Source organism: bacterium, assembly GCA_035945995.1.
Classification (GTDB): domain Bacteria; phylum Sysuimicrobiota; class Sysuimicrobiia; order Sysuimicrobiales; family Segetimicrobiaceae; genus DASSJF01.
The window spans coordinates 20,374-41,419 of sequence record DASYZR010000056.1 but is presented as its reverse complement, the minus strand read 5'-3'; the positions used below and the strand labels follow the sequence as shown (position 1 = coordinate 41,419).

19 protein-coding genes and 1 pseudogene are annotated in these 21,046 nt (G+C 70.7%); 10 read left to right on the top strand and 10 right to left on the bottom strand.

The features are described 5' to 3' along the window. The 6 genes from VGZ23_05470 to VGZ23_05445 all read left to right on the top strand — a co-directional run. A partial coding sequence (locus VGZ23_05470) for a polysaccharide deacetylase family protein (GenBank protein ID HEV2357044.1) occupies positions 1-827 on the top strand: 827 nt, incomplete at its 5' end. Next, positions 824-1,624 carry a twin-arginine translocase subunit TatC gene (gene tatC, locus VGZ23_05465; protein HEV2357043.1) on the top strand — a complete coding sequence of 267 codons (801 nt, stop codon included), beginning with the start codon at positions 824-826 and terminating at the stop codon, positions 1,622-1,624. The genes VGZ23_05470 and tatC, both read left to right, overlap by 4 nt. A 239-nt stretch (positions 1,625-1,863) precedes the next feature. Further along, positions 1,864-3,435 carry an FAD-dependent oxidoreductase gene (locus VGZ23_05460; GenBank protein ID HEV2357042.1) on the top strand — a complete coding sequence of 524 codons (1,572 nt, stop codon included), beginning with the start codon at positions 1,864-1,866 and terminating at the stop codon, positions 3,433-3,435. A 78-nt stretch (positions 3,436-3,513) separates the two neighbouring features. Next, positions 3,514-4,083 (top strand): sulfite oxidase-like oxidoreductase, encoded by a 570-nt coding sequence (locus VGZ23_05455; GenBank protein ID HEV2357041.1) that lies wholly within the window; start codon positions 3,514-3,516, stop codon positions 4,081-4,083. Between the two features lie 61 nt (positions 4,084-4,144). Continuing rightward, complete coding sequence (locus VGZ23_05450) at positions 4,145-5,377, top strand: MFS transporter (GenBank protein ID HEV2357040.1); 1,233 nt, start codon at positions 4,145-4,147, stop codon at positions 5,375-5,377. Between the two features lie 106 nt (positions 5,378-5,483). Further along, the gene (locus VGZ23_05445) at positions 5,484-6,809 is read left to right on the top strand and encodes a phenylacetate--CoA ligase (protein ID HEV2357039.1); all 1,326 of its coding nucleotides are present in this window, start codon (positions 5,484-5,486) and stop codon (positions 6,807-6,809) included. 20 nt (positions 6,810-6,829) lie between these two features. Here VGZ23_05445 and VGZ23_05440 read toward each other — a convergent pair whose 3' ends face one another. Together VGZ23_05440 and fabF are read right to left on the bottom strand one after the other, a co-directional pair. Next, positions 6,830-7,540 (bottom strand): hypothetical protein, encoded by a 711-nt coding sequence (locus tag VGZ23_05440; GenBank protein HEV2357038.1) that lies wholly within the window; start codon positions 7,538-7,540, stop codon positions 6,830-6,832. Between the two features lie 67 nt (positions 7,541-7,607). Then, positions 7,608-8,852, bottom strand: coding sequence for a beta-ketoacyl-ACP synthase II (gene fabF, locus VGZ23_05435; protein ID HEV2357037.1), 1,245 nt, complete (start codon positions 8,850-8,852; stop codon positions 7,608-7,610). Between the two features lie 176 nt (positions 8,853-9,028). Between fabF and VGZ23_05430 the strand changes: the two genes are divergently transcribed. Beyond that, positions 9,029-10,474, top strand: coding sequence for a cation-efflux pump (locus VGZ23_05430; GenBank protein ID HEV2357036.1), 1,446 nt, complete (start codon positions 9,029-9,031; stop codon positions 10,472-10,474). Here VGZ23_05430 and VGZ23_05425 read toward each other — a convergent pair. The 3 genes from VGZ23_05425 to VGZ23_05415 are packed head-to-tail and all read right to left on the bottom strand — an operon-like array spanning position 10,422 to position 12,821. Further along, positions 10,422-10,892: an SRPBCC family protein gene (locus VGZ23_05425; GenBank protein HEV2357035.1), complete on the bottom strand. Its 471-nt coding sequence runs from the start codon at positions 10,890-10,892 to the stop codon at positions 10,422-10,424. The genes VGZ23_05430 and VGZ23_05425 overlap by 53 nt on opposite strands. A 2-nt stretch (positions 10,893-10,894) precedes the next feature. Then, complete coding sequence (locus VGZ23_05420; GenBank protein HEV2357034.1) at positions 10,895-12,082, bottom strand: NAD(P)/FAD-dependent oxidoreductase; 1,188 nt, start codon at positions 12,080-12,082, stop codon at positions 10,895-10,897. Position 12,083: 1 nt separating this feature from the next. Further along, a complete protein-coding gene (locus VGZ23_05415) occupies positions 12,084-12,821 on the bottom strand; it encodes a methyltransferase domain-containing protein (GenBank protein ID HEV2357033.1) in 738 nt (245 codons plus the stop codon). A gap of 126 nt (positions 12,822-12,947) precedes the next feature. On the opposite strand from VGZ23_05415, the gene VGZ23_05410 reads away from it, so the two are divergent. Next, positions 12,948-13,904 (top strand): cobalamin-binding protein, encoded by a 957-nt coding sequence (locus VGZ23_05410; GenBank protein ID HEV2357032.1) that lies wholly within the window; start codon positions 12,948-12,950, stop codon positions 13,902-13,904. A 116-nt stretch (positions 13,905-14,020) separates the two neighbouring features. Beyond that, the gene (locus VGZ23_05405) at positions 14,021-15,082 is read left to right on the top strand and encodes an AI-2E family transporter (GenBank protein HEV2357031.1); all 1,062 of its coding nucleotides are present in this window, start codon (positions 14,021-14,023) and stop codon (positions 15,080-15,082) included. Positions 15,083-15,736: 654 nt separating this feature from the next. Here VGZ23_05405 and VGZ23_05400 read toward each other — a convergent pair. Together VGZ23_05400 and VGZ23_05395 are read right to left on the bottom strand one after the other, a co-directional pair. Continuing rightward, positions 15,737-17,341: a DHA2 family efflux MFS transporter permease subunit gene (locus VGZ23_05400; GenBank protein HEV2357030.1), complete on the bottom strand. Its 1,605-nt coding sequence runs from the start codon at positions 17,339-17,341 to the stop codon at positions 15,737-15,739. After that, a complete protein-coding gene (locus VGZ23_05395) occupies positions 17,341-18,777 on the bottom strand; it encodes an HlyD family secretion protein (protein HEV2357029.1) in 1,437 nt (478 codons plus the stop codon). The genes VGZ23_05400 and VGZ23_05395 overlap by 1 nt, the downstream gene beginning before the upstream one ends. Positions 18,778-18,878: 101 nt before the next feature. On the opposite strand from VGZ23_05395, the gene VGZ23_05390 reads away from it, so the two are divergent. After that, the gene (locus VGZ23_05390) at positions 18,879-19,352 is read left to right on the top strand and encodes a helix-turn-helix domain-containing protein (protein ID HEV2357028.1); all 474 of its coding nucleotides are present in this window, start codon (positions 18,879-18,881) and stop codon (positions 19,350-19,352) included. Positions 19,353-19,393: 41 nt separating this feature from the next. Here VGZ23_05390 and VGZ23_05385 read toward each other — a convergent pair whose 3' ends face one another. The 3 genes and pseudogenes from VGZ23_05385 to VGZ23_05375 all read right to left on the bottom strand — a co-directional run bounded on the left by VGZ23_05385 (position 19,394) and on the right by VGZ23_05375 (position 20,894). Then, positions 19,394-19,861 carry an SRPBCC domain-containing protein gene (locus VGZ23_05385; GenBank protein ID HEV2357027.1) on the bottom strand — a complete coding sequence of 156 codons (468 nt, stop codon included), beginning with the start codon at positions 19,859-19,861 and terminating at the stop codon, positions 19,394-19,396. Next, complete coding sequence (locus VGZ23_05380) at positions 19,858-20,235, bottom strand: metalloregulator ArsR/SmtB family transcription factor (GenBank protein HEV2357026.1); 378 nt, start codon at positions 20,233-20,235, stop codon at positions 19,858-19,860. Before VGZ23_05380 ends, VGZ23_05385 begins: the two co-directional genes overlap by 4 nt. A 77-nt stretch (positions 20,236-20,312) precedes the next feature. Further along, positions 20,313-20,894, bottom strand: a pseudogene (locus tag VGZ23_05375) (purine-nucleoside phosphorylase). Positions 20,895-21,046: the final 152 nt, after the last annotated feature.

Here is a 21,046-nt window from a genome sequence, read left to right as displayed (position 1 = left end):
CGCTCGCCGGAGCCGGCGACGTCTGGTTCGCCCCCGAGCTGCTGGAGGGCGCCCTCGTCCCGGCGCCGCCGCTCGCGCACGATCCGCACCTCCCGCCCGGCGTGCGGGGCCCCGTGCTCCCGGGCGCCCGCACGTATGAGGCGGCCGACCGGTTTCAAGGCAGCCTCACGCAGCGCATCATCGATACCAAGCTCCGGCTCGAAGGGCTGCTGTTCGGCGCGGTGAGCGGCGGGCGGTTGTGGCGGGGCAACCCGCGCCGCCGGGAGATCGCGCTGACGTTCGACGACGGGCCGAGCCCGCTCGCGACGCCGCTCCTGCTCGCGGTCCTCCGCCGGTACGGCGCGCACGCCACGTTCTTTGTGATCGGGGAGCACGCGCGCGCGTACCCGTACCTCCTGGCGGAGATGGCGGCGGGCGGGCACGAGGTGGGCGACCACACGTTTCATCATCCGAACATGACAACCGTGGACCCGGGCGTTGCCGCCAGCGAGATCGCCAGCGCGGCGGCCGTGATCGACCGCGCGGCCGGCCGGCCCGCCCGCTGGTTCCGGCCGCCCGGCGGCGACTACACGGCGGCGGTCGCGGAGGAATCGCAGCGGCTCGGCCTCGGCCTCGCCATGTGGACCGAAAACTCCGGCGATTGGGCGCTCCCGCCGGCGAAGATTCTCGTCGAGCGGGTGCTCGCGCGCGCCGAGCCCGGCGCCGTCGTCCTCATGCACAACGGCACGCTGAACACCGTGCGGGCGTTGCCGGCCATCATCGCCGAACTGCGGCGGCGCGGGTATGCGCTCGTGACTGTCTCCCAGCTCGCGCAGGACGCCGAATGAGCGCGGGCTCCCGCGGCGAAGACTTAGGTGCGATGATGGACGAGCGATCCGACACCCCGCGCGACACGCCCATGACGCTCGTCGAGCATCTGGAGGAGCTCCGGGTTCACCTCACCCGTGCCGTTCTCGGCCTCCTCATCGCGACCCTCGGCGGCTTCGTCTTCGTGGATCCGTTGCTTGCCCTGCTGCTGCGACCGACCGGCGGGATGAAGCTGACGACCCTGACCGTGTTGGAGCCGTTTCTCGTCAAGGTCAAAGTGGCCTTCCTCTTCGGGCTCGCGGTCAGCATGCCGTGGATCATGTACCAGGTCTATGCGTTCATCGCGCCGGCGCTGACCGATCGGGAGCGCCGGCGGACCGTGCCGCTCGCGCTGCTCGCCGGCCTCCTCTTCGCGATCGGGATCATCTTCGGGTACCGCTTCGTCATGCCGATCAGCACGCACTGGCTGCTGCAGCAGGGCCGCGGCCAGTTCAACATGCTGCTTACCGCGAACGCCTACATCTCGTACGTCCTATTTTTCCTGCTGATCGTCGGCGCGACGTTCGAGACGCCGCTCGTCATCCTCTCGCTCGCGATGCTCGGCCTGGTCAGTCCGCAGACCCTCCGGCGGGAGTGGCGCATCGCCTACATGATCATCGCCGCGATCGCCGTCTTCGGGACCCCGGATTGGAGCCCGGTGACGATGCTGCTGGTCGCGATTCCGATGGCGCTGCTGTACGAATTCAGCATCATCCTCTGCCGCATTTTCATCCGCCCCCCGTCGCCGCGGACCGCCGCGTCGTCCCCCCCGGCGTAGGCGGTCATCGGCAGCCGCCCCGTCGGAGGCGCCGCCGGCCCCTTGAGGTGCGGTAAGTCCGATGTGGGGGTAAGTTCCGAGTAGTGTAAACTGGGAGCGGACCGGTCGCCCACCCAGTCCCAACCTGCGTCATCGGTTTGCCGCAGTATTGCGAATGGAACGGCGGTTGCTATAATGGCGTACTAGGCAACGTGAGGGGTGGCTATGGCGAACCGCCCGCCGTGGCGTCGGGGGGACGCATGAACACCGGAAAACCGGCACGGCCGCGGCGCAGGCCGCAGAGCGTCGCGGCCGCGGTCTTGGTGCTGTGCGCCGGGCTACCGCTGTGGCTCGGGCCGGCGGCCTCTGCTTCCGCCCCGGTGGGGTCATCCTCTCTCCCCGCCGCCTCGGAGTCTTGTGACACGCGCACGCCCGTGCTCGTCGTCGGCGGCACGCCCGCCGGCGTCGCAGCCGCCGTCGCCGCCGCGCGAACCGGGACGCCGGTGCTGATGACCGAGGAGAGGCCGTACCTCGGCGGCGACCTCACCGGCCCCATGCTCAACATGCTCGACATGGATTTCGGCCTGGGCGGGCAGCAGCTGGCGCAGGGCATCTTCGGGGAGATCTTCAACCGGCTCGGCATGACGTTCGACGTCGACGCCGCCAAGCGCGTGTTCATGGACGCGGTCCGGCAGGAGCCCCTCATCACGCTCGAGCTGCACCGCAGGCCCGTCGAGGTGATGATGCGCGGTCCGTGGGTGACGGGCGTCGTCTTCGAGGATCCGCACCGCGGCCGGGTGACCGTCTGCGCCAAACGCGTGATCGACGCCACCGACGACGGCGACATCGCGGCGATGGCCGGGGCGCCGTTCACGATAGGGCGGGAAGACTCCGGCATCGACCGGGCCATGATGTCCGCCACTCTGGTGTTCGAGCTGGGCGGAGTCAACTGGCACCAGGTCGTGACGTACGTCACCGGTGTGCGCGAGCAGCACATGCGCCGCGGCGGCGTGTACCGGGGAAACGTGTGGGGCTACGGTCCGATCATGCGGATGTACAAGCCGATCGAGCCGAACATCGGGGTCTACGACCTCAACCTCGGCCTGCAGAACAACCACACGGTCCTGATCAACGGGCTCCTCGTCTTCGACGTCGACGGCACCGATCCGGCGTCGGTCGCCGACGGCATGCGGCGGGCCAAGGCCGAGCTGCCCTCGCTCGTGGCGTTCCTGCGCGAGACCGCGCCGGGGTTCGGGAAGGCGACGCTCGTGCGCACGGCGGACTACCTGTACATTCGTGAGACGCGGCACATCCGCGGACTGTACACGCTGACGGCTTCGGACATCGTCAATAGCCGCGTGTTCTGGGACGCCGTCGGCGTCGCGAGCTACCCGATCGACATTCACCCGTACAAGCCCGGCGAGTTGAACCCGTACGCGCCGAAGCGGTTCGTCTACACGATCCCGTTCCGCTCGCTCGTGCCGTTCGGGACGGCCAACCTGATCATGGCCAGCCGGGCCATCTCGGCGACCTACGCCGCGGCGGCGTCCTGCCGCGTGGCGCCGACGACCATGGAGGAGGGCCAGGCCGCCGGCCTCGCCGCGGTCCTGTCGCTCGAGCGGCGGGTGTCCGTCCGGCAGCTCGCCGATCAGCCGGCGATGATCCACGAGTTGCAGGCCGGCCTGCACGCACAGGGCGCATTCCTGCTGCCCGAGACCCTCGCCTCGACCGGCCATGCCATCCCGTCGTCGCCCGAGCGCGCCGCAACCCCGGTGCTCCCTGCTCCCGCAGCGCCGACCCAACTGGAGGGCGTGCAGCACCCGAAACCGTAAGCCGACCGGTTCCTGAGGCGCTCCCGACGGCCGGCGGGCTCCCCAGGGGCGGCCGCGGCCCAAGACGAAGGACGTGGCATGGACACTCCGCGACTGCCGCCTGGTCAGTCGGTGACCCAGAAGTGGCCGGTCCTCCACTACGGGGGCATTCCGCGCATCGACCTCGCGACCTGGGTCTTCACGGTTGAAGGCGACGTCGAGACGCCCCGCCGCTGGACGTGGGAGGAGTTCGGCACCCTCCCGCGCACCCGCGTCCCGTGCGACATCCACTGCGTGACCGCCTGGTCCCGGTACGACAACGTCTTCGAGGGCGTCTCCGTGCGGGAGGTGCTCGACCGCGCGCGGCCGCGTCCCGGCGCGTCGTTCGTCATGGTCCACTCGTACGGCGGGTACACGACGAACCTCCGGCTCGACGACCTCGCGCGGGACGACAACGTGTTCGCGTTCACCCACGACAGCCGCCCGCTTGCGGCCGAGCACGGCGGCCCGTGCCGGCTGGTCGTGCCGCACCTGTACTTCTGGAAGAGCGCCAAGTGGGTGCGCGGGTTGGAACTGCTGCGCGAGGAGCGTCCCGGCTTCTGGGAACAGAACGGCTACAATATCCGCGGCGACCCCTGGAAGGAAGAGCGCTACTCGGATCCATGGTAGGACCCACCGCGCCGTCGATCCGAGTGGTGCGGGACCTCGAGGCGCGGCGGCCCGACGCGTCTTGACGCCGGACGGCCGCCCGGCGGCGGCCGCCCCGCGGGGCACGGCGGCGGGGACGGTCTCGGACCGTGCCACGCTTCTGCGTCTCGCCGTGCTCTGGCTCGCCGGCATCGACATGCGGGTGACGCTCCTCGCGGTCCCGCCGGTGCTGACCCTAATCCACCGCGATCTTCGTCTCAGCGAGACCGGGGTGGGCGTTCTGACCAGCCTGCCCGTGCTGCTTATGGCCGCCGCGGCGGTCCCCGGCTCGCTGCTGATCGCGCGCGCCGGGGCCCGCCGCGCCGCGATCGCCGGAATCATGGTCGTCGCAATCTCCTCCGGGCTTCGAGGCGCGGGGCCGTCGGTTGCGATGCTGTTCGCGATGACGTTTGTGATGGGCGTCGGCGTGGCCGTCACCCAGCCGGCCGTCCCGTCGCTCGTGGCGCGGTGGTGCGCCGACCGCGTCGGCCTTGCGACCGCCGCCTACGTCAACGGACTGCTGGTCGGTGAGACGCTGAGCGCGGCGTTGACGCTCCCGCTTGTGCTGCCGCTCGTGCGGGGGGCCTGGCCGTCCACGCTGGCCGTCTGGGCCCTCGTGCCGCTGGGAACCGGGGTTCTCATGCTGGCGCTTCGGTCCCGGCTCCCGGACGCGGCCGCCGGCCCGACCGCGCCGTGGCGGCCCGAGTGGCGCGGCGCGCTCGTGTGGCGGCTCGGCCTCTTACTCGGCGGGATCAGCACCGCGTATTTCGGGACCAACGCGTTTCTCCCGGATTACCTGCACACCGTGGGACAGGCCGGGCTCATCGGACCATGCCTCGCCGCGCTCAACGCCGGACAGTTGCCGGCCTCCCTGCTGGCACTCATCCTCGCACCGCGCATCACCGGACGGCGCGCGCCGCTGCTGGCCGTGCCGGTGTCGGCCGCGGCAAGCCTCGCGGTCTTTCTCATCGGCCCGCCGGCCCTTCGCGTGCTCGGGGCGGGGTTGATCGGGTTCTCGGCCGCGCTCGGGCTCGTGCTCGCCCTCGCGCTGCCTCCACTCACAGTCCCGTCCCGGGACGTCCATCGGCTCTCCGCCGGCATGTTCGCGGTCGGCTACGGCTATTCGTTTCTGCTGCCCCTGCTCGGCGGCATGGTGTGGGACCTGAGCCACGTCCCGGTGAGCGCATTCCTGCCGGCGTTCGCCGGAGCCGCCACCGCCTTCGCGGCCGCCTCGGCACTGCCCCCGCGCGCGGGGCTGGCTTCCGGAGGGTCGTGAACGCGCGTCGGCGGCGGACACGGGGTCCCCAAGGATTCCCGTCGGCGCAGCGAATTCTTGGGGCGAGGGGTCCCGGCTCACGCCGCGGGCCGGGGGAGGGAGCCGGATGATCTGGAATCCCGCCGCGGAGACGATGCCACGCGCCGAACTGGCGGCGCTGCAGCGCGCCCGCCTCGCGGACCTCGTCGCACGGGTGTACGCGCGGGTGCCGTTCTACCGCGAGGCCTTCGATCGCGCAGCGGTCCGACCCGGGCAGGTGCGGTCGCTCGACGACCTCCGCCGGCTCCCATTTACGCGCAAAAGCGACCTCCGCGATCACTATCCCTTCGGGCTGTTCGCCGTGCCGCTCGACCAGACGGTGCGTCTCCACGCGTCCTCGGGCACGACCGGAAAGCCGACCGTCGTCGGGTATACTCGGGCCGACCTCGCGCTGTGGGCGGAGGTGTGCGCCCGCTGTCTGGCCGCGAGCGGCGCCCGCCCCGGCGATGTCTTTCACAACGCCTACGGGTACGGGTTGTTTACGGGCGGGCTCGGCATGCATTACGGCGCCGAGCTGATGGGGCTCGTCGTCGTGCCGGTCTCAGGCGGCAACACCGAGCGGCAGCTGCTGCTGATCCAGGACTTCCGGCCGCGCGTGATCGCCTGCACGCCCTCGTACCTGCTGACGCTTGCCGAGGCGGCCGCGGCGCGCGGCGTCGACACGTCGCGGCTCGCGCTGCGGTGCGCCGTTCTCGGCGCGGAGCCGTGGACCGAAGCGATGCGGCGTCAGATCGAGCGCATGGTGCCGGTCCGGGCCGTGAACATCTACGGGCTGAGCGAGGTCATCGGGCCGGGCGTCAGCAACGAGTGCGTCGAGGCGCAGCGCGGGTCCCACGTCTTCGAAGACCAGTTCCTCGTCGAGACCGTCGATCCGCGCACCGGCGAGCCCGTGCCGCCGGGGGAGGTTGGCGAGTTGGTGTTCACGACGCTGACCAAAGAGGCCCTGCCGGTCGTGCGCTACCGCACCGGCGACCTGGCCTCGCTCGACCCGTCGCCCTGCGTCTGCGGGCGCACGCACGTCCGGATGTCGCTCGTCGTCGGCCGCACCGACGACATGTTGATCATCCGCGGCATCAACGTCTTCCCGTCGCAGATCGAGGCGGTGGTCGTGGAATTTTCCGAGCTGTCCCCCCACTATCAGGTCGTCGTCGCGCGCGAACATACGCTGGATTCTCTCGAGGTGCGGGTGGAAGCCGCGCCGGGCGCGGCCGCACTCCTCGGAACGCTCGACGGCGACGGACCGGCGGTCACAGACCTCCGGCGGCGGATCCTCGAACGGCTGCGGGGCGTGATCGGGATTCAGGCCCGGCTGACGCTCGTGGCGCCGGGCGGCCTGCCGCGGAGCGAGGGCGGCAAGCTCCGCCGGGTCGTCGACGAGCGGCCGCGGGGGTAAGGCCGGCGGCGCTCGAGCCCTTATCGCTCCAGGAAGTCGGCCTGGAGTACGTTGTGCCAGGGTTGCCCCGACGGACCGAGAAACGGCGTCGAGGCATAGAACGATCCGCTCGCGCGGACCGGTTGGCCCGCCCGCAGCGCGGGATGCCCCCAGACCAGGACTCCGATCGAGGTCCCCTGCGCCTCGAGACGAAACGCCGTGATGGGTGTGCCGTACAGGTCCACCGTCGGCTCCACGTCCGCCGCGGTGCCGGTGACCGTGACGACCATCCGATCGTACGCCGCGCTTCGGGTGGCGAGATCGCGCACGGTGTCCACGGGGGCGGCACCCACGACGGCCGGCGCCGCCGGGGAGGGCGCCGAGGGCGATGTAACGGTCGGTCCGACCACGACCGCCGGGATCTGGAAGACCGGCGCCTCAAACACCGGCGCCGCGAAGATCGGCGCGCCCAGGACCGGCGTCCCGATCACGGTTGGTACGGGTGAGATCGCCGGCAGGAGCGGGCTCCCCGGCGGACAGATGAGGACCTGCCGGACCACGGTCGACGTCGCCGGCGTCAACGGGACGGGGAAGGCGATCGCATCGAGCGGAGTCACCGTGACCGGGCTCGCCGTCCGGCTCGTCGCAATCTGTATCTGCCGGCACGCCGTCTGCGCGACGGCGGAGACGGGACGCGCGCCCACGCCGAGCAGGGCCAACGCGAGTACCAGGCCGCCGATCCGCCACGTCATCGTTCTCACCCCCATTGCCGCCGTCACTCTTCGACGGGCGGTGGACCAATGCCTCGGCGCGCCGCGGCTACGCCGCGCCGAAGACCAGCGACGCATTGATGCCGCCGAACCCGAACGAATTGCTGAGCACGTACCGCAGCGGCATCTCGCGGCCGCCGTCGCGCACGTAGTCGAGGTCACAGGCCTCGTCCGGCGTTTCCAGATTGAGCGTCGCCGGGACGTAGCGGTCCCGCAGGCTGAGCAGGCAGATGGCCGCCTCGATGGCGCCCGTCGCGCCGAGGGCGTGGCCGTGCATGGCCTTGGTGCCGCTCACCGGAATCCGGTACGCGTGCGTCCCCAGCACTTGCTTGATCGCCAGTGTCTCCGCCGAGTCGTTGAGCGGGGTGCCGCTGCCGTGGGCGTTGACGTGGTCGACCTCTTCCGCGGCGACGCGGGCCTCGGCGAGGGCCAGCCGCATCGCCCGGGCCGCCTGCGCCCCGGAGGGCAGGGGGGCCGTCATGTGGTGCGCGTCGTTGGAGGCGCCGAAGCCGAGCACCGTGCCGTAGATCGCCGCCCCCCGGCGGCGGGCGTGCTCGAAGTCCTCGAGCACCAGCACCGCGCCGCCCTCGGCCATCACGAAGCCGTCGCGCGTCCGGTCGAACGGCCGGCACGCGCGTTCGGGCTCCTCGTTGTACGTCGTCATCGCCCGGATGATGTCGAACGCGCCGAAGATGAGGGGGGTGAGCGGCACCTCGACGCCGCCCGCGAGCATCACGTCCGCGTACCCGTCCCGGACCGTGCGGAACGCCTGGCCGATCGCGATCGCGCCGCTCGAGCAGCTGTCGGAGTTGCCGCTGCTGGGGCCGCGGAGATCGTGTTCGATCGCGATGTTGCAGGACGCCGCGCCGCAGAAGACCGAGAGGGCGAGCGTCGGCCGGATCCGCCGGGCGCCTTGGGCCAGGAACACCGCGTGCTGCTCCTCCGCGAACGCCGCGCCGCCGAGCGCCGAGCCGACGAAGCAGCCGATCGCGTCGCGGTCCTCGTCTTCGAGCCGCAGTCCCGCGTCATCGATCGCCATGCGGGCGCACGCCACGGCGAACTGCGAGTAGCGGTCGAGACGGCGGAGCCGGCGCGGTTCCACGTACGCCGACGGATCGAACTCCGGCACCTCGCCGGCCACGCGGCAGCCAAACGGCGACGGGTCAAATCGCGTGATCCGGCCGATCGCGGAGCGTTCGCGTCGCACCCCCTCCGAGAGCCCCCGGACGCCGCAGCCGATCGGCGTGACGGCTCCGATGCCGGTCACGACCACCCGGCGCTTCCCGTCATTCATGATGGACCTCCCAGTACCGCCGGCGCGGGTCCCCTCCGCGCGTATTTTCCCTGCCGTGTCACAGACCCCGCTCCCATCATCATCCGCCTTGCGGGTCACGGCTCGGTCGGGAACAGATCACGAGATCGTCACGCGGTTGGGCCGGGCGCTTGACCCCGCGCCCGGGCTGCGCCATCATGGTGCGGACACGCATGGCATCCTTGTCGCCGGCTGCGGAATGGGACAAACGGTCCGTCGCGGGAACCTCCGTGCTGGCCGCGGCCCTGCTCACTGCGCTCAAAGCGACGGTGGCGATTCTGACCGGCAGCCTCGGCCTGCTGGCGGAGTCCGCGCACTCCGGGCTCGATCTGCTGGCGGCCCTCGTCACGTACGTCTCCGTGCGGGCGGCCGCCCGCCCGGCCGATCCCTCCCATCCGTTCGGGCACGGGAAAATCGAGAACCTGTCGGCGTTTGTCCAGACCGCGCTGCTGCTCGCCACCAGCGGCTGGATCACCTGGGAGGCAATCCGCCGGCTCGTGGTCGGCGGCGTCCACGTGGATCCCTCCGTCTGGGCGTTCGCGGTCCTGTTCGTGTCGATGACGATCGACTTTGCGCGGTCCCGCGCGCTCTTCCGCGCCGCGCGCCGGTACGACAGCCAGGCCCTCGAGGCCGACGCCCTGCACTTTTCCACGGACGTGTACAGCAGCGGCGTCGTCATCCTGGGGCTCGTGCTCATCTATGTCTCCCGCGACACCCACGTCCCGTGGTTGCGCGATGCCGACTCGGTCGCCGCCCTGGTCGTGGCCGCGGTGAGCCTCTACATCGGGTTCAAACTCGGCAACCGGACGGTCGGCGCGCTGCTCGACGCGGCGCCGCCGGGCGTGGCGGAACAGATCGCGGCGGCGGTCTCCCGCGTGCCCGGCGTGCTCGGGCGGGAACGTATTCGGGTGCGCCGGAGCGGCGGGACCCTCTTTGTCGACCTCCGGTTGCGGCTGCCGAGCAACATCCCGCTCGAACACGCCAAGGTGCTCGAGCGCAACGTCGAGTCCGAGGTCCGCCGCCTCTACCCGACCGCCGACCTCGTCGTCGACGCGGCGCCGCAGGAGCCGGCCGCGGCCGACGTCATCGAGCGGGTCCGCGCCGTGGCGCACACCGACAACTTCGAGATTCACGACGTCACGGCCTATCGCATCGGGCGGCGGATCAACGTCGAACTCGATTTGGAACTCGACCCCGCCCTGCCGCTGGAGGCCGCCCACGACCGGGCGACGCGGCTGGAGCGGGCCATCCGCCAGGCACTCCCCGAGGTGCGCGACGTCAACATCCACATGGAACCCCTCCGCCGCGCGGTCCCCGCCGGCGCCGCGGCGCGCGGGCTGCGGGCCGACATGGAGGCGAAGCTCCGCGAGATCGTGCGCGGGACCCCGGAGATCCTGGAATGTCACGCGCTGGACGTGCACCGCGTGGAGGACCGGGTGGCCGTCACGGTCCATTGCGTCGTGCCCGCCGGCCGGTCGGTCACGGAAGTCCACGACATCACCGAGCGGCTGGAGATGAACCTGCGCCAGGCGTTTCCGGACATCACCAACGTCAACATCCACGCCGAGCCGGCGCCGGGTGCTCGGTCTCGACGAGACGCTTGATCCGCCGCAGGGTCGCTCTCGCCGTCGGCTCGACGAACATCGGGCCGATGATCCAGCCGGCCACGGCGCGGCCGATCAGCGGCCACGACAGAAGCAGGTCGTGGAGAATCGTCACGGCCACCTCGCCGTCGGCGGCGGGGTCGAGGCGCCATTCGACCTCCATCGTCCGGGTGACGCCGCCGACGTGGGTGAAGCGGATGCTGTGTCTTTCCGGGACCACCGTTTGCCGCGCCCGCCACGAGAGGGGAATCCACCCGCGCCGGGCCTTCATCTCGACGAGCCGGATGCGGCCCTCGTCTTCCAGCACGCGCACGTCGCGATAGTGCGGCAAGAGGCGGGGCCAGTCCTCGACCCGGGCCGCGTAGCCGAAGATCACTTCGATGGGGCCGCGAATGCGAACGGCGGTCTCCGTGTGCACGCTTAGGCGGCGCCCAAGAGGCGTGCGAGAAAGGCCGGCCGGAGGATCGTGCTCATGGCCTCGGTGTTGCCGATCGCGCCGATGAGCCGCGCCCGGAGATCGGTATGCCGGCCGAGCCGGCCGGCGGCCCGGCGCACGATCCAGGGGCGGAAGGCCAGGCTTTGGACGAGCCGCGAGGCGGCGAAGACCAGGCCGAATTCGCGCTGCCGCGCGCGCGCGTAGCCGCGGACGGCCGAGGCGCCGGTGCCCTCGAGCGCGGCGGCGGCGGCCTCCGCGCACAGTTCGGCGCCCCGGAGGGCGAGGTACACGCCCTGGCCGGTCATGGGATCGAGGTGGGCGGCCGCGTCCCCGACCAGCAGCACCCGTCCGCGGCCGGCGAGGCGGCGGTGGTACCCGAGCGGGCCCACCGCGCTGAAGGGGCCCGCGCGCACCACGCCGTCCAGCCGGTCGCGCAGCCCGAGGCACCGGCGCAGCCACGACCAGTACCCTGCCTCGAGATCCCCCCGCCAGGCCCGGATCGTGGAGCGCGGGACCGCGATCGTGACGTTTGCGAGTCCGTTCGGCAGGTGGGCGATCCCGCAATAGCCGTCGCGCCGGAGATGGAGTTCGCCCCAGCGACGCGCGCCGGGATCGGCGGCCTCGAGGCCGGCCAGATATGCGCCGACGGTGTAGCGTCCGCGCCGGGCCACGCCGCCCATCCCCGCGGCGCGCGCGACCGTGGAACGCAGCCCGTCCGCGCCGACGACCAGGCGCGCCAGCCGGTCGTCGCGCCCGCGCCGGCCGTCCAGGATCACCCGCACGCCGCGAGACTGCCTGTCGAGCGCGACGATTCGGTGCGCGTCGAGGATCTCCGCGCCGGCGCGCTCCGCGTGTTCGAGGAGGATCTGATCGAGGTCGCGCCGCGGCACGGTCCAGCCGTTGCGGCGCGGGAAGGGCAGCGCGATCACCGCGCCGTCCGGCGTGACGCAGCGCATGCCGCGAATCGGCGCGCCGGCCCGCGCGACGGCGTCGCGGGCGCCCAGGCGGTCGAGAATCTCATCGCACCCCGGGTTGAGGTAGTCGCCGCAGGCCTTCGGCCGGGGAAACGCGGCGCGGTCCACGACGAGCACGCGGCAGCCGCGCTGCGCGAGCAGCGCCGCGGTCGCGCTGCCGGCAGGCCCGCCGCCCGCCACGAGCACGTCGATCACCACGTCACCCGACCCGTTCCAGCGCCGCGCGAAACATCGGCACCCGCCGCAGGGCAAGGGTGGGAACCCCGGCCGCCGCGGCCACCGCGCGGTATTCCGCCCATGAATAGGCGCGGCGGACGGAGCGGGGTCCGTCGGTGCGGATCAGGGGGCTCCGAAAACCGCGCGTCAGCAGCCACACGCCGGCATAGGCCGCGGGCGAGCGCACCAGATCGACCACCAGGAATCCGAGGCGTGCGAGCCCGTCGAGGCGCCGCACGAGCGCGGGGCGTTCCCCCGGGTCGAGGTGGTGAAGCGAGATCGAGCAGAGGCACGCGTCGAAGGACCGGTCGGGGAAGGGGAGTGCCCGCGCGTCGGCCCGGACGACGGTGATCTGCGGAAAGGCCGCCGACGCCTCGGCGGCGAGCGCCGCCGTCACCGGATGCCCCTCGACCGCGACGATGCGGATCGGGACGTCGCGGCGCCGGGCCCAGCGCGCCACCGCGCGCGGGATGTCCGCGCCCCCGGTCGCGACGTCGAGCACCAGAAGCGGCGCCCCCGGGGACCGCCGGCCGCGCCAGAGCGGGAGAAGCCTGTCGAGGTACCGGCATACGAGACGGACGGAGCCGGTGAGTCGATTGATGCGGGCCAATTCCTCGAGATTCGGGCGCAGCATCTCCGCGGTGCACGCCGGATCGTCCATCAATTCGTGGACGGCCGCGGACGGCCGAAGGCCGCCAATCACGCCGTCAGGCGGCGGCACAGACCTGTCGGAACGGGACCCCGCGTTCATTCAAGGCCTGTATTATGCGCCCACCCTGCAACGCCTCCGTAACGCCGGCGGCGGGGCTTTGCCCCCCCGGGCGCGAACTCGGCTCTGGACGCGGAGGTGTCTACGACGCGTATTGCCACGCTGGTACCGAGCGCCACCGAGATCGTCTGCGCCCTGGGGCTGGCCGACGAGATCGTGGCCGTCACTCATGAGTGCGACTATCCGCCGGCGATCCGCGGCCGGCCGGTGGTCGTGCGTCCGCGCGTGGATTCCAGCCTCGGCAGCGCGGCCATCGACGCGGAGGTGGAGAGTACTCTGCGCCGCGGAGAGAGTCTCTACCGGCTCGACGTCGAGGCGCTTTCGGCCGCCCGGCCGGATCTCATCGTGACGCAGGATCTATGTGAGGTCTGCGCGCTGCCGAGCCTCGACGTCGAAGGGATCGCGGCACGTCTGCCCGGGGCGCCTCGCGTGCTTCGGCTCCACCCCCACACACTGGCCGACATCCTCGCCGACGTGCTGCGGGTCGGGGAGGCGGCCGGCCGCGGGGACGAGGCGCGCCGCGTCGTCGCGGCGCTCGAAGCCCGCGTCGCGGGGGTCGAGACCGTCCTGCGCCGCCGGCCCGGCCGGCCGGGCGAGGAGGGAACGCCGCGCGTCTTCTGTATGGAGTGGCTCGATCCGCCGTTTTGCAGCGGCCATTGGATGCCCGAGATCGTGGAGCGCGCGGGCGGCCGCGAAATGATCGGGCGGCACGCGCGGCCGTCGTATCGCGTCGAGTGGGACGCGATCGCCGCGGCGGCGCCGGACGTGGTTGTGCTCACGGTGTGCGGGTTTGACGTGGGCCGCACCGTCGCCGAACTGCCGGCCGTGACCGGCCGTCCCGAATGGCGCGGCCTCCCCGCCGTCGCCGCCGGCCGCGTCTACGCAACCGACGGCAGTGCGTTCTTCAGCCGGTCGGGCCCGCGGATCGTCGACGGTCTGGAGATCATGGCCGCGATTCTGCATCCCGAGGCCGCCGCCCGGCGGCCGCCCGGCGGGTGGGTGCGGCTGGCGCGGGAACTCGTGGCGCCGGACTAGGCGGGGTGTCCTGTTCTCTAGGCGGAGGTGTATAATAATGCGTCGGCATTTTGTCCCATTGGGACACCGTGGGGGGACGGCACATAAGCACGCTTGATCGTTGGGGCCGCGCCACAATGGCCCTCATCGTGGCGGCGGCGTCCGCTTACCTCCTGTTCCGGCTGCGTTTCGTCCTTGTGACGGTCGCGCTCGGCGCGATGCTGGCGTACGCGCTGATGCCGTTCGTCGACCGCGCCGCCGGACTGCGGCCCTGGGGACGGCCGGTGCCGCGGCTCCTGGCGGTCCTCGCCGTATTCCTCGCCGCTGCCCTCCTGCTTGCGTTCGCAGCCCGGTTGGCCGTGCAGCCCGTCGCCACCGAAGCCCGGTTGTTCGGGCAGAATCTCGAACAGTACCGGGACCGGGTCGCGGGGGCGCTGACCCAAATGCAGATCGGGCTGCAGCGAAACATCCCCGCGCCGCTGGTGCCTCCGGTGAACCGGGCGCTCGACCAGGCCGAGACGATCGCCCTCGGCGCGGCGACGGGCGCCCTCCGCAGCACCGCCCGCTGGATCTCCAAAGGCTTCGAGGTGCTGCTGATCCCGATTCTCGCGTTTTATTTCCTGCTGGACCTCCCGGTGCTCCGTGACGAGCTGCTGGGCTTTCTCCCCGGCGGCACGCGGCGGGTGGTGGTGGCGGCCGGCCGGCGTGCCGATCGCATCGTCGCCGGCTACGTGCGCGCCCAGCTCATCCTGATGCTGGTCTCGGGGGTGGCCGTGGGCGTTGGGCTCGCGATCATCGGCGTCCGGTACCCGCTGCTGCTCGGCATTGTCGCGGGGCTCACGCGCGCGATCCCGATCATCGGCCCGGTGCTCGGCGCGATCCCGATCGTCGGCATCGCCGCCCTCCAGTCGCCGGGCACCGCGGTGACCGTGCTGGTGTTCTTCGTCCTGCTGCAACTGGCGGAGTCGCAGATCTTGCTGCCCAACGTCATCGGGCACGAACTGAAGCTGCACGCGGCCACGATCCTGCTGGCCCTCTTGATCGGCAACGCGTTCTTCGGCCTGATGGGGATGTTTCTCGCCCCGCCCGCGGCGGCGTTCGCGAAGGCTCTGCGCGAGATGCTCGAGTCCGCGCCGGAGGCCGTGCCGCCGGGCCTTCCCGAGACGCTGCCCGAGCCGGCCGGCGCCGGCCGGCGCTGACGCAATCGCGAGGCGGCGGCGGCTGACCCTTACGCTCGGCCTGGACTGCGCGTCGTGTGGGAGTGGCGGGCGTCGACGTCAGATTCAGGCGATACCCCTTGACGACCACGCCCTGAACCGGACTGAAATCCAGATCGGGCGCGCGCACGAAGCCCATGCGCGCGTACATGCGCACGGCGGTTTCCATGAAGTCCATCGTGTGCAGGCCGAGTGCTCGAGCGCCGGCGTGGCGCGCCCGCCGCACGCATTCCGCCATGACCGCGGTCCCGACACCCTGCCCACGCGCGGCTGGCGGCACGGCGAGCAGCCGCACCTCGGGGCCCTCTCCGCCGGTGGCGGAGCGACCGTACGCATTCGCATTGGGCGGAAAGAGGAGGACGCTGCCGAGGATGGTGCCCTGCCGCTCGGCCACGATCGGCTCGGCCGGTCCGTTCCCGTCAAGCGTCTCGAGCATCGTGCGCCGGTAGGCCATCCAGAACGGCTCGGGCACGACCGCGGCGTACTCCTGATACGCAGCCAGGGTGACATCCCGAATCGCGTCGCGATCGCCGTCGCGCGCGTTTCGGATGCGGATCGCTGTCAGGGTGAAACGACCTTGCGAGTCCTCCATCAGGCCTGCCTCCCCAACCGTTGTCTCTGCTCCTGTCGGCATCTCTAGTGCTCGACCGCCACAGCGGCTCCGGGTGCCGGCTGGCCCTTTCCCGCGAGAAACGGCGTCGCGACCAGCGCGCCGAAGAACACCAAGGCGATGATCATGAACGCGTGCTCGAACGACAGGACCGTGGCCTGCCCGGTGATGATGCGGTCGAGGAGGGCGAGGGCCTGCTGTTGGGCCGTTGTGGCATTGCTGCCCCCGCGTATCATCAATGCGGTGACCTGGCGCGTGGCTTCCGCCCACGCCGGATGGTCGGGTCGCGCCTGCTCGACGAGGCGTGCGTGGAACAGCGTCGTGCCGCGCTCCAGCATCGTTGCGATCACGGCGGTCCCAAACGCGCCTCCCAACTGGAGCATCAGGTTCATCAGGCTCGCCGCTTTGATCGCTTTGGGCCGTTCGACGGCGTTGAGCCCCGCCGAGAAGAGCGGGACGATCATCATCGGAAATGCAAATCCGAGGATCAGCATCGGGAGCAGGACCTGCTCCGGTCCCGCGTCGAGTGTCCAGCGGGACATCAGGGACATCGATAACCCGGCGAGCACGAGCCCGGGTCCGACGACAAACCGAGGCCCGAGGAGGCCGGCGATCATCCCTCCGATCGGTGAGACGGCCATCGACACAAGACCGCGGGGGAAAAACTGGACGCCCGTCTGGAGGGCCGTATAGCCCAGGCCCTCCTGCAGGAACAGCGAGACGAGTACCAGACCGCCGAACAGGCCGAAGCCGACGGCTCCAACGCTGAGCCAGATGGCGGTAAACGCACGGTTGCCGAGGATGCGCAGATCGACGGCGGGCGTCTCCGTCCCGATCAATTCCCAGAAGACGAACAACAGCAGGCCGGACCCGGCGGTCAGAGCGAGTCCCCAGACGAGCGGGGAGTCGAACCACTCCCACCGGTTGCCCTGCTCCAGGACGACCACGAGGCTCGACAGCCCGACGGCCATGAGCCCGACTCCCACAAAGTCGAACCGCACCGGCCCCTCGTGCCGGGGGGCTTCGCGGATGATGGCGGCGACCATGGCGAAACCGAGCAGACCTACCGGAAGGTTGATGAAGAAGATCCAGCGCCACGTGTAACTGTCGGTGATGAAGCCGCCGAGCAGGGGACCGATGGTCGGTCCCACCAGCAGGACCAGGCCGTAGAGACCGGCCCCGAGCCCCTGCTGATGCGGCGGGAACGTCTCTCGCAAGATCGCCTGCTCGGTCGGCCCGAGGACCGCCGCGCCAAGTCCCTGCAGCACGCGGGCCGCGATCAGGACAGGGAGCGACGGTGCGATCCCGGCCAGGAACGACGCGCTGATGAAGACGAGGAGCCCGGTCTGGTAAACCCGCTTGCGTCCGACGGTGGGGCCGAGCCATCCGGTGAGCGGCAACATCACCACAATCGCCACCAGGTACGCCGTGGTGATCCAGGTGGCTTCGGTCACCGCAACCCCAAAGGTGGCCTGCACGTGGGGCAGCGCGACATTGACGATCGACGTGTCGATCGTCCCCATCAGAGTGCCGAGCGAGATCGCCGCGGTAACCAGCCACTTATTCGGAGCGGCCGAGAGGCCGCTCCCGGGGTCGGCTCCCATCCTCGCGCCTGCGGGCAGCGCGTCCATCACCGTCCGCCGGTGACGGCACGTCGAGCGAGTGCCGGCCGCCGTGTCGTGTCGACCGTCGCCTCGACCGAGAGCCCGACCTGGAGGTCATCGGGTGCGTCGTCGAGGGCGATGCGCACGGGCACCCGCTGGACGACCTTGGTGAAGTTTCCGGTGGCGTTCTGCGCCGGCAGGACCGAGAGGGCTCCGCCGGTGGCCGGCCCGAGCTGCTCGACGTGGCCGTGGAAGGTCCGGCGCAGGAGATCGACCCGGACCGTGACGGGTTGACCGATCCGGACGCCGCCGAGCTGGGTTTCCTTGAAGTTGGCCTGTACCCACTTGCGCGACGAGAACACGAGCGTCAGCAGCGTCTGACCGGGCTGGACGACCTGGCCGGGTTGCACGGGGACGTCGCTCCCCACGAGCGCGTCGTCGGGAGCGAAGATCGTTGTGTAGTCCAGCTGCTGACGCAGCGCGGCGAGTTGGGCCTCGGCCTGCGCCACCTGAGCGCGGGCGGTGGCGACTTCCGCCTCCCGCTGCGTCACCACGTCGAATCCCGCACGTGCGGTCTCGAGCCCCGCCGTGGCTTGGTCTTGCTGCGCGATCGCGGCGGCGACGTCGAGCCGCCGGATCGGGACCCGGAGTTGCGCGGCCTGCGCCTGCGCGAGCGATGCCCGGGCCTGGCTCACGGCATCGACAGCGCCGTGCTCCGCCGCGGCGGCGGCATCGTACGCGGCCTGGGCCTGGTCCACCTGCTGCGAGGCAATCGCGCCTTCCGAAAACAGCTCCCGTGCCCGCGCGAGATCGTTGCGGGCCTTGTCGAGATTGGAGCGCGCCGCGGTGACCTGCGCCGTGGCGGCGCTGAGTTGCGCTTGCGCCATCGAGATCGAGTCGTGGACGGTCTGGTCTTCCAGCGTGACCGCGGTCTGACTCTGCGGGACGTGCGCGTCCGCCGCGGCCCGGGCGGCCCGGGCCTGGGCAAACGCGGCACTCGCTTCGTGCTGCTGCGCAACGAGGGCCGCTTCCGCTTGGTGGACACGGGTCTGCGCGGCTTCAAGCGCGGCCTGCGCCTGCTGTGCCGCGATCCGGGCGTCCACGGGGTCGAGCTCGACGAGCGGCTCACCCTTGTGGACCAACTCGTAGCCTCGTATGAACACACGGCTGACCCGGCCAAAGACCTTGGCGCTGATGATCGCGGTGTCACCCTGCACGTACGCATCATCGGTGCTGGGATGGGTTCCGGCGTAGCCGAAGTAATGAACGGTGTAGCGTACCCCGGCGGCGATTACCACCAGGATCATCCCGAGCAGCCACCAGCGCGCCCGGCGACGGGGACGGCTTCCCGTACCGGCGGAGGGCGCATCTCCTGTACCGCGTTGGCCGCCCATCGCCACTTCCGTGGCGCGTGGTGGAGTGGCGCTTGTTGCGTCCAGGTTGGCCGGCTCGGTGTCCGCCATCGGTAGGCTCCTCTCCCGGGACTGTCGCTTGCGCTTTGCAAGCGTGTCGACGGTAACACAAGCGCTTGCATTTTGCAAGTCTTTTGTGCATACTAGGATCTATGGGGAGAGGTCCGCGGTCTCACTGCCCAATTTCGCTGGCGCTGGAAGCCATCGGCGATCGGTGGAGCCTGCTGATCCTCCGGGATGTGATCGTGCGGGGGAAGACCCGCTATCAGGAATTTTTGAACTCGGAAGAAGGAATTTCGACGAATATCCTGGCCGATCGACTCGTCCGGCTCGAGCAGCAGAGTCTGCTCACCAAGTCCGACGATCCGGACGACAAGCGGCAGTTTCGGTACTCTCCGACACAGAAGGCGCTGGATCTGCTGCCGATCATCTTCGAAATGGGGCGTTGGAGCGCGAAGTACGATCCCGGAACGGACGTGACGAATCCGTTTTTCCTGCGGATGAAGGCGGGCAAGGAGGGGTTCTTGAGGCAGATACGGGTCCAGTTCGAAGGACTCGACGGCCCCGGCGCCGCTCGACAAGGCCGTCCTCTTCGAAGGAGGCGGCCGCGGTCGATGCAAGGATAACGGAGGCCGAGCGCGGGAGCTACGCGGTCACTTGATGGCTTTCACCGCGGCGCGCCTTCGCGATGTTCTGCCCGTTCCCGAATCCGCGCGAGAATGTAGCCCCAGCCATGCGCCACACCCTCGTGATGCTCGGGGGTAATCTGCCCGATCGCGCGATGGAGGAGCGCGAGGCGCGTGGCGCCGCCTTCGGCCGTCAGCCTGTACTGCACGTGCGACACCGCCGCGTAGGACATGAACAGCGGCCCGTGGATCTCGAGGAGGGTGGGGGGCTTGATCACCTGCACGTGGCCCCACAGGTGGCCCGCGTTGTTCCCCAAGTCGCGGTACCATCGGCCGCCCGGCCACGGCTCGAGTGTCATGGGCAGCGGTGACCCCGGCTCCGTCTCATTGAGCGGACCGAGCTGTTCCAGCAGCGTCTCGAACACGACGTCGATCGGCGCCGCGATCGTCTCCTCCTGGCTGACCTCGAGCGTGCGAACATTCTGTTCTGGCGTGCTCGTCGGCATCATCCGGCCTCCTCGTCCTTGGGGTGTCCGTGCCTGCGGGCCGACCGGTCCGTCACGGTGCGCTCGGCCCGCTCCTTGATCCGCCGGAGCTGATGGGTCCAGAAGCGTTCATACGTCTTCACCCAGTCGTGCACCGGTCTCAACCCTTCCGCGTTGAGGCGGTACAGGCGGCGCCGGCCGTGCCGGCTCACCGAGACGATCCCGACCTCGCGCAGGACGCCGAGGTGCTTCGACACCGCCGGCTGCGGCATCCGCAGCCTCGCGACCACGTCTCCCACGGCGTGCGCGCGGCCGTCCACGAGCACATCGATGATCGCCCGCCGGCGGGACTCCGCGATCGCGTTGAAGACATCCGTGGTGGTCGCAGCCCGTGGCATCGTCTACATTTTATTCCTATATGAGAATAAGTCAAGACGCAACGCGACTCCGGCCGGCCGCACCGAGGCGGGCCTGCTCACATCGCGGCGAGGAGGCCGCGCAGGAAGCCGCGGAACTGCGGGCCGCTCCGGGCGGCGACCTCGCGCACGTCTTGCTCGGTGGCGTGATGCTGACGATCGGGAAGGGCCATGTCGCTGATAATGGAAAGACCGAGCACCCTGGCGCCGAGATGGCGCAGCGCGATGACTTCCGGCACGGTCGACATGCCGATCGCATCGGCCCCCAGACCGCGCAGGAGGCGCAATTCGGCGCGGCTGGCGAACGCCGGCCCCGCGATCCACGCGTACGTGCCCTCACGCAGGGTTAGGTCGCGGGAACGGGCGACGCGGGCGGCGAGCGCCCGCAACGCCCCGTCGTACGGATCGAACATGACGGGGAAGCGCGGCCCCAAGCGGTCGTCGTTGGGACCGGTGAGGGGGTTCGCTCCGGCCATGTTGATGTAGTCGACATGCATCATGATCTCGCCTGCGGCGAACCCGGGGCTAAGCCCGCCGGCGGCGGAGGTCACCACGAACGTCGCGGCGCCCAAGTAGTAGCCCAACCGGACCGGGAAGACCACTTGTTGAGGCGTATAGCCCTCGTACAGGTGTACCCGTCCCTACCGTTCGTTCGACGCGGAGGCGGCGAACGCTTTCGAGGCCGTCGCGAGATGCCGCCGCCGCAGGGAACTTAGCGGCCGCAGCCGGCGCTATCGCCAGTACTGCCTGCAGGCGGATTCGAGCGCGAAAACGATCGGGAGGTGATCCAGCC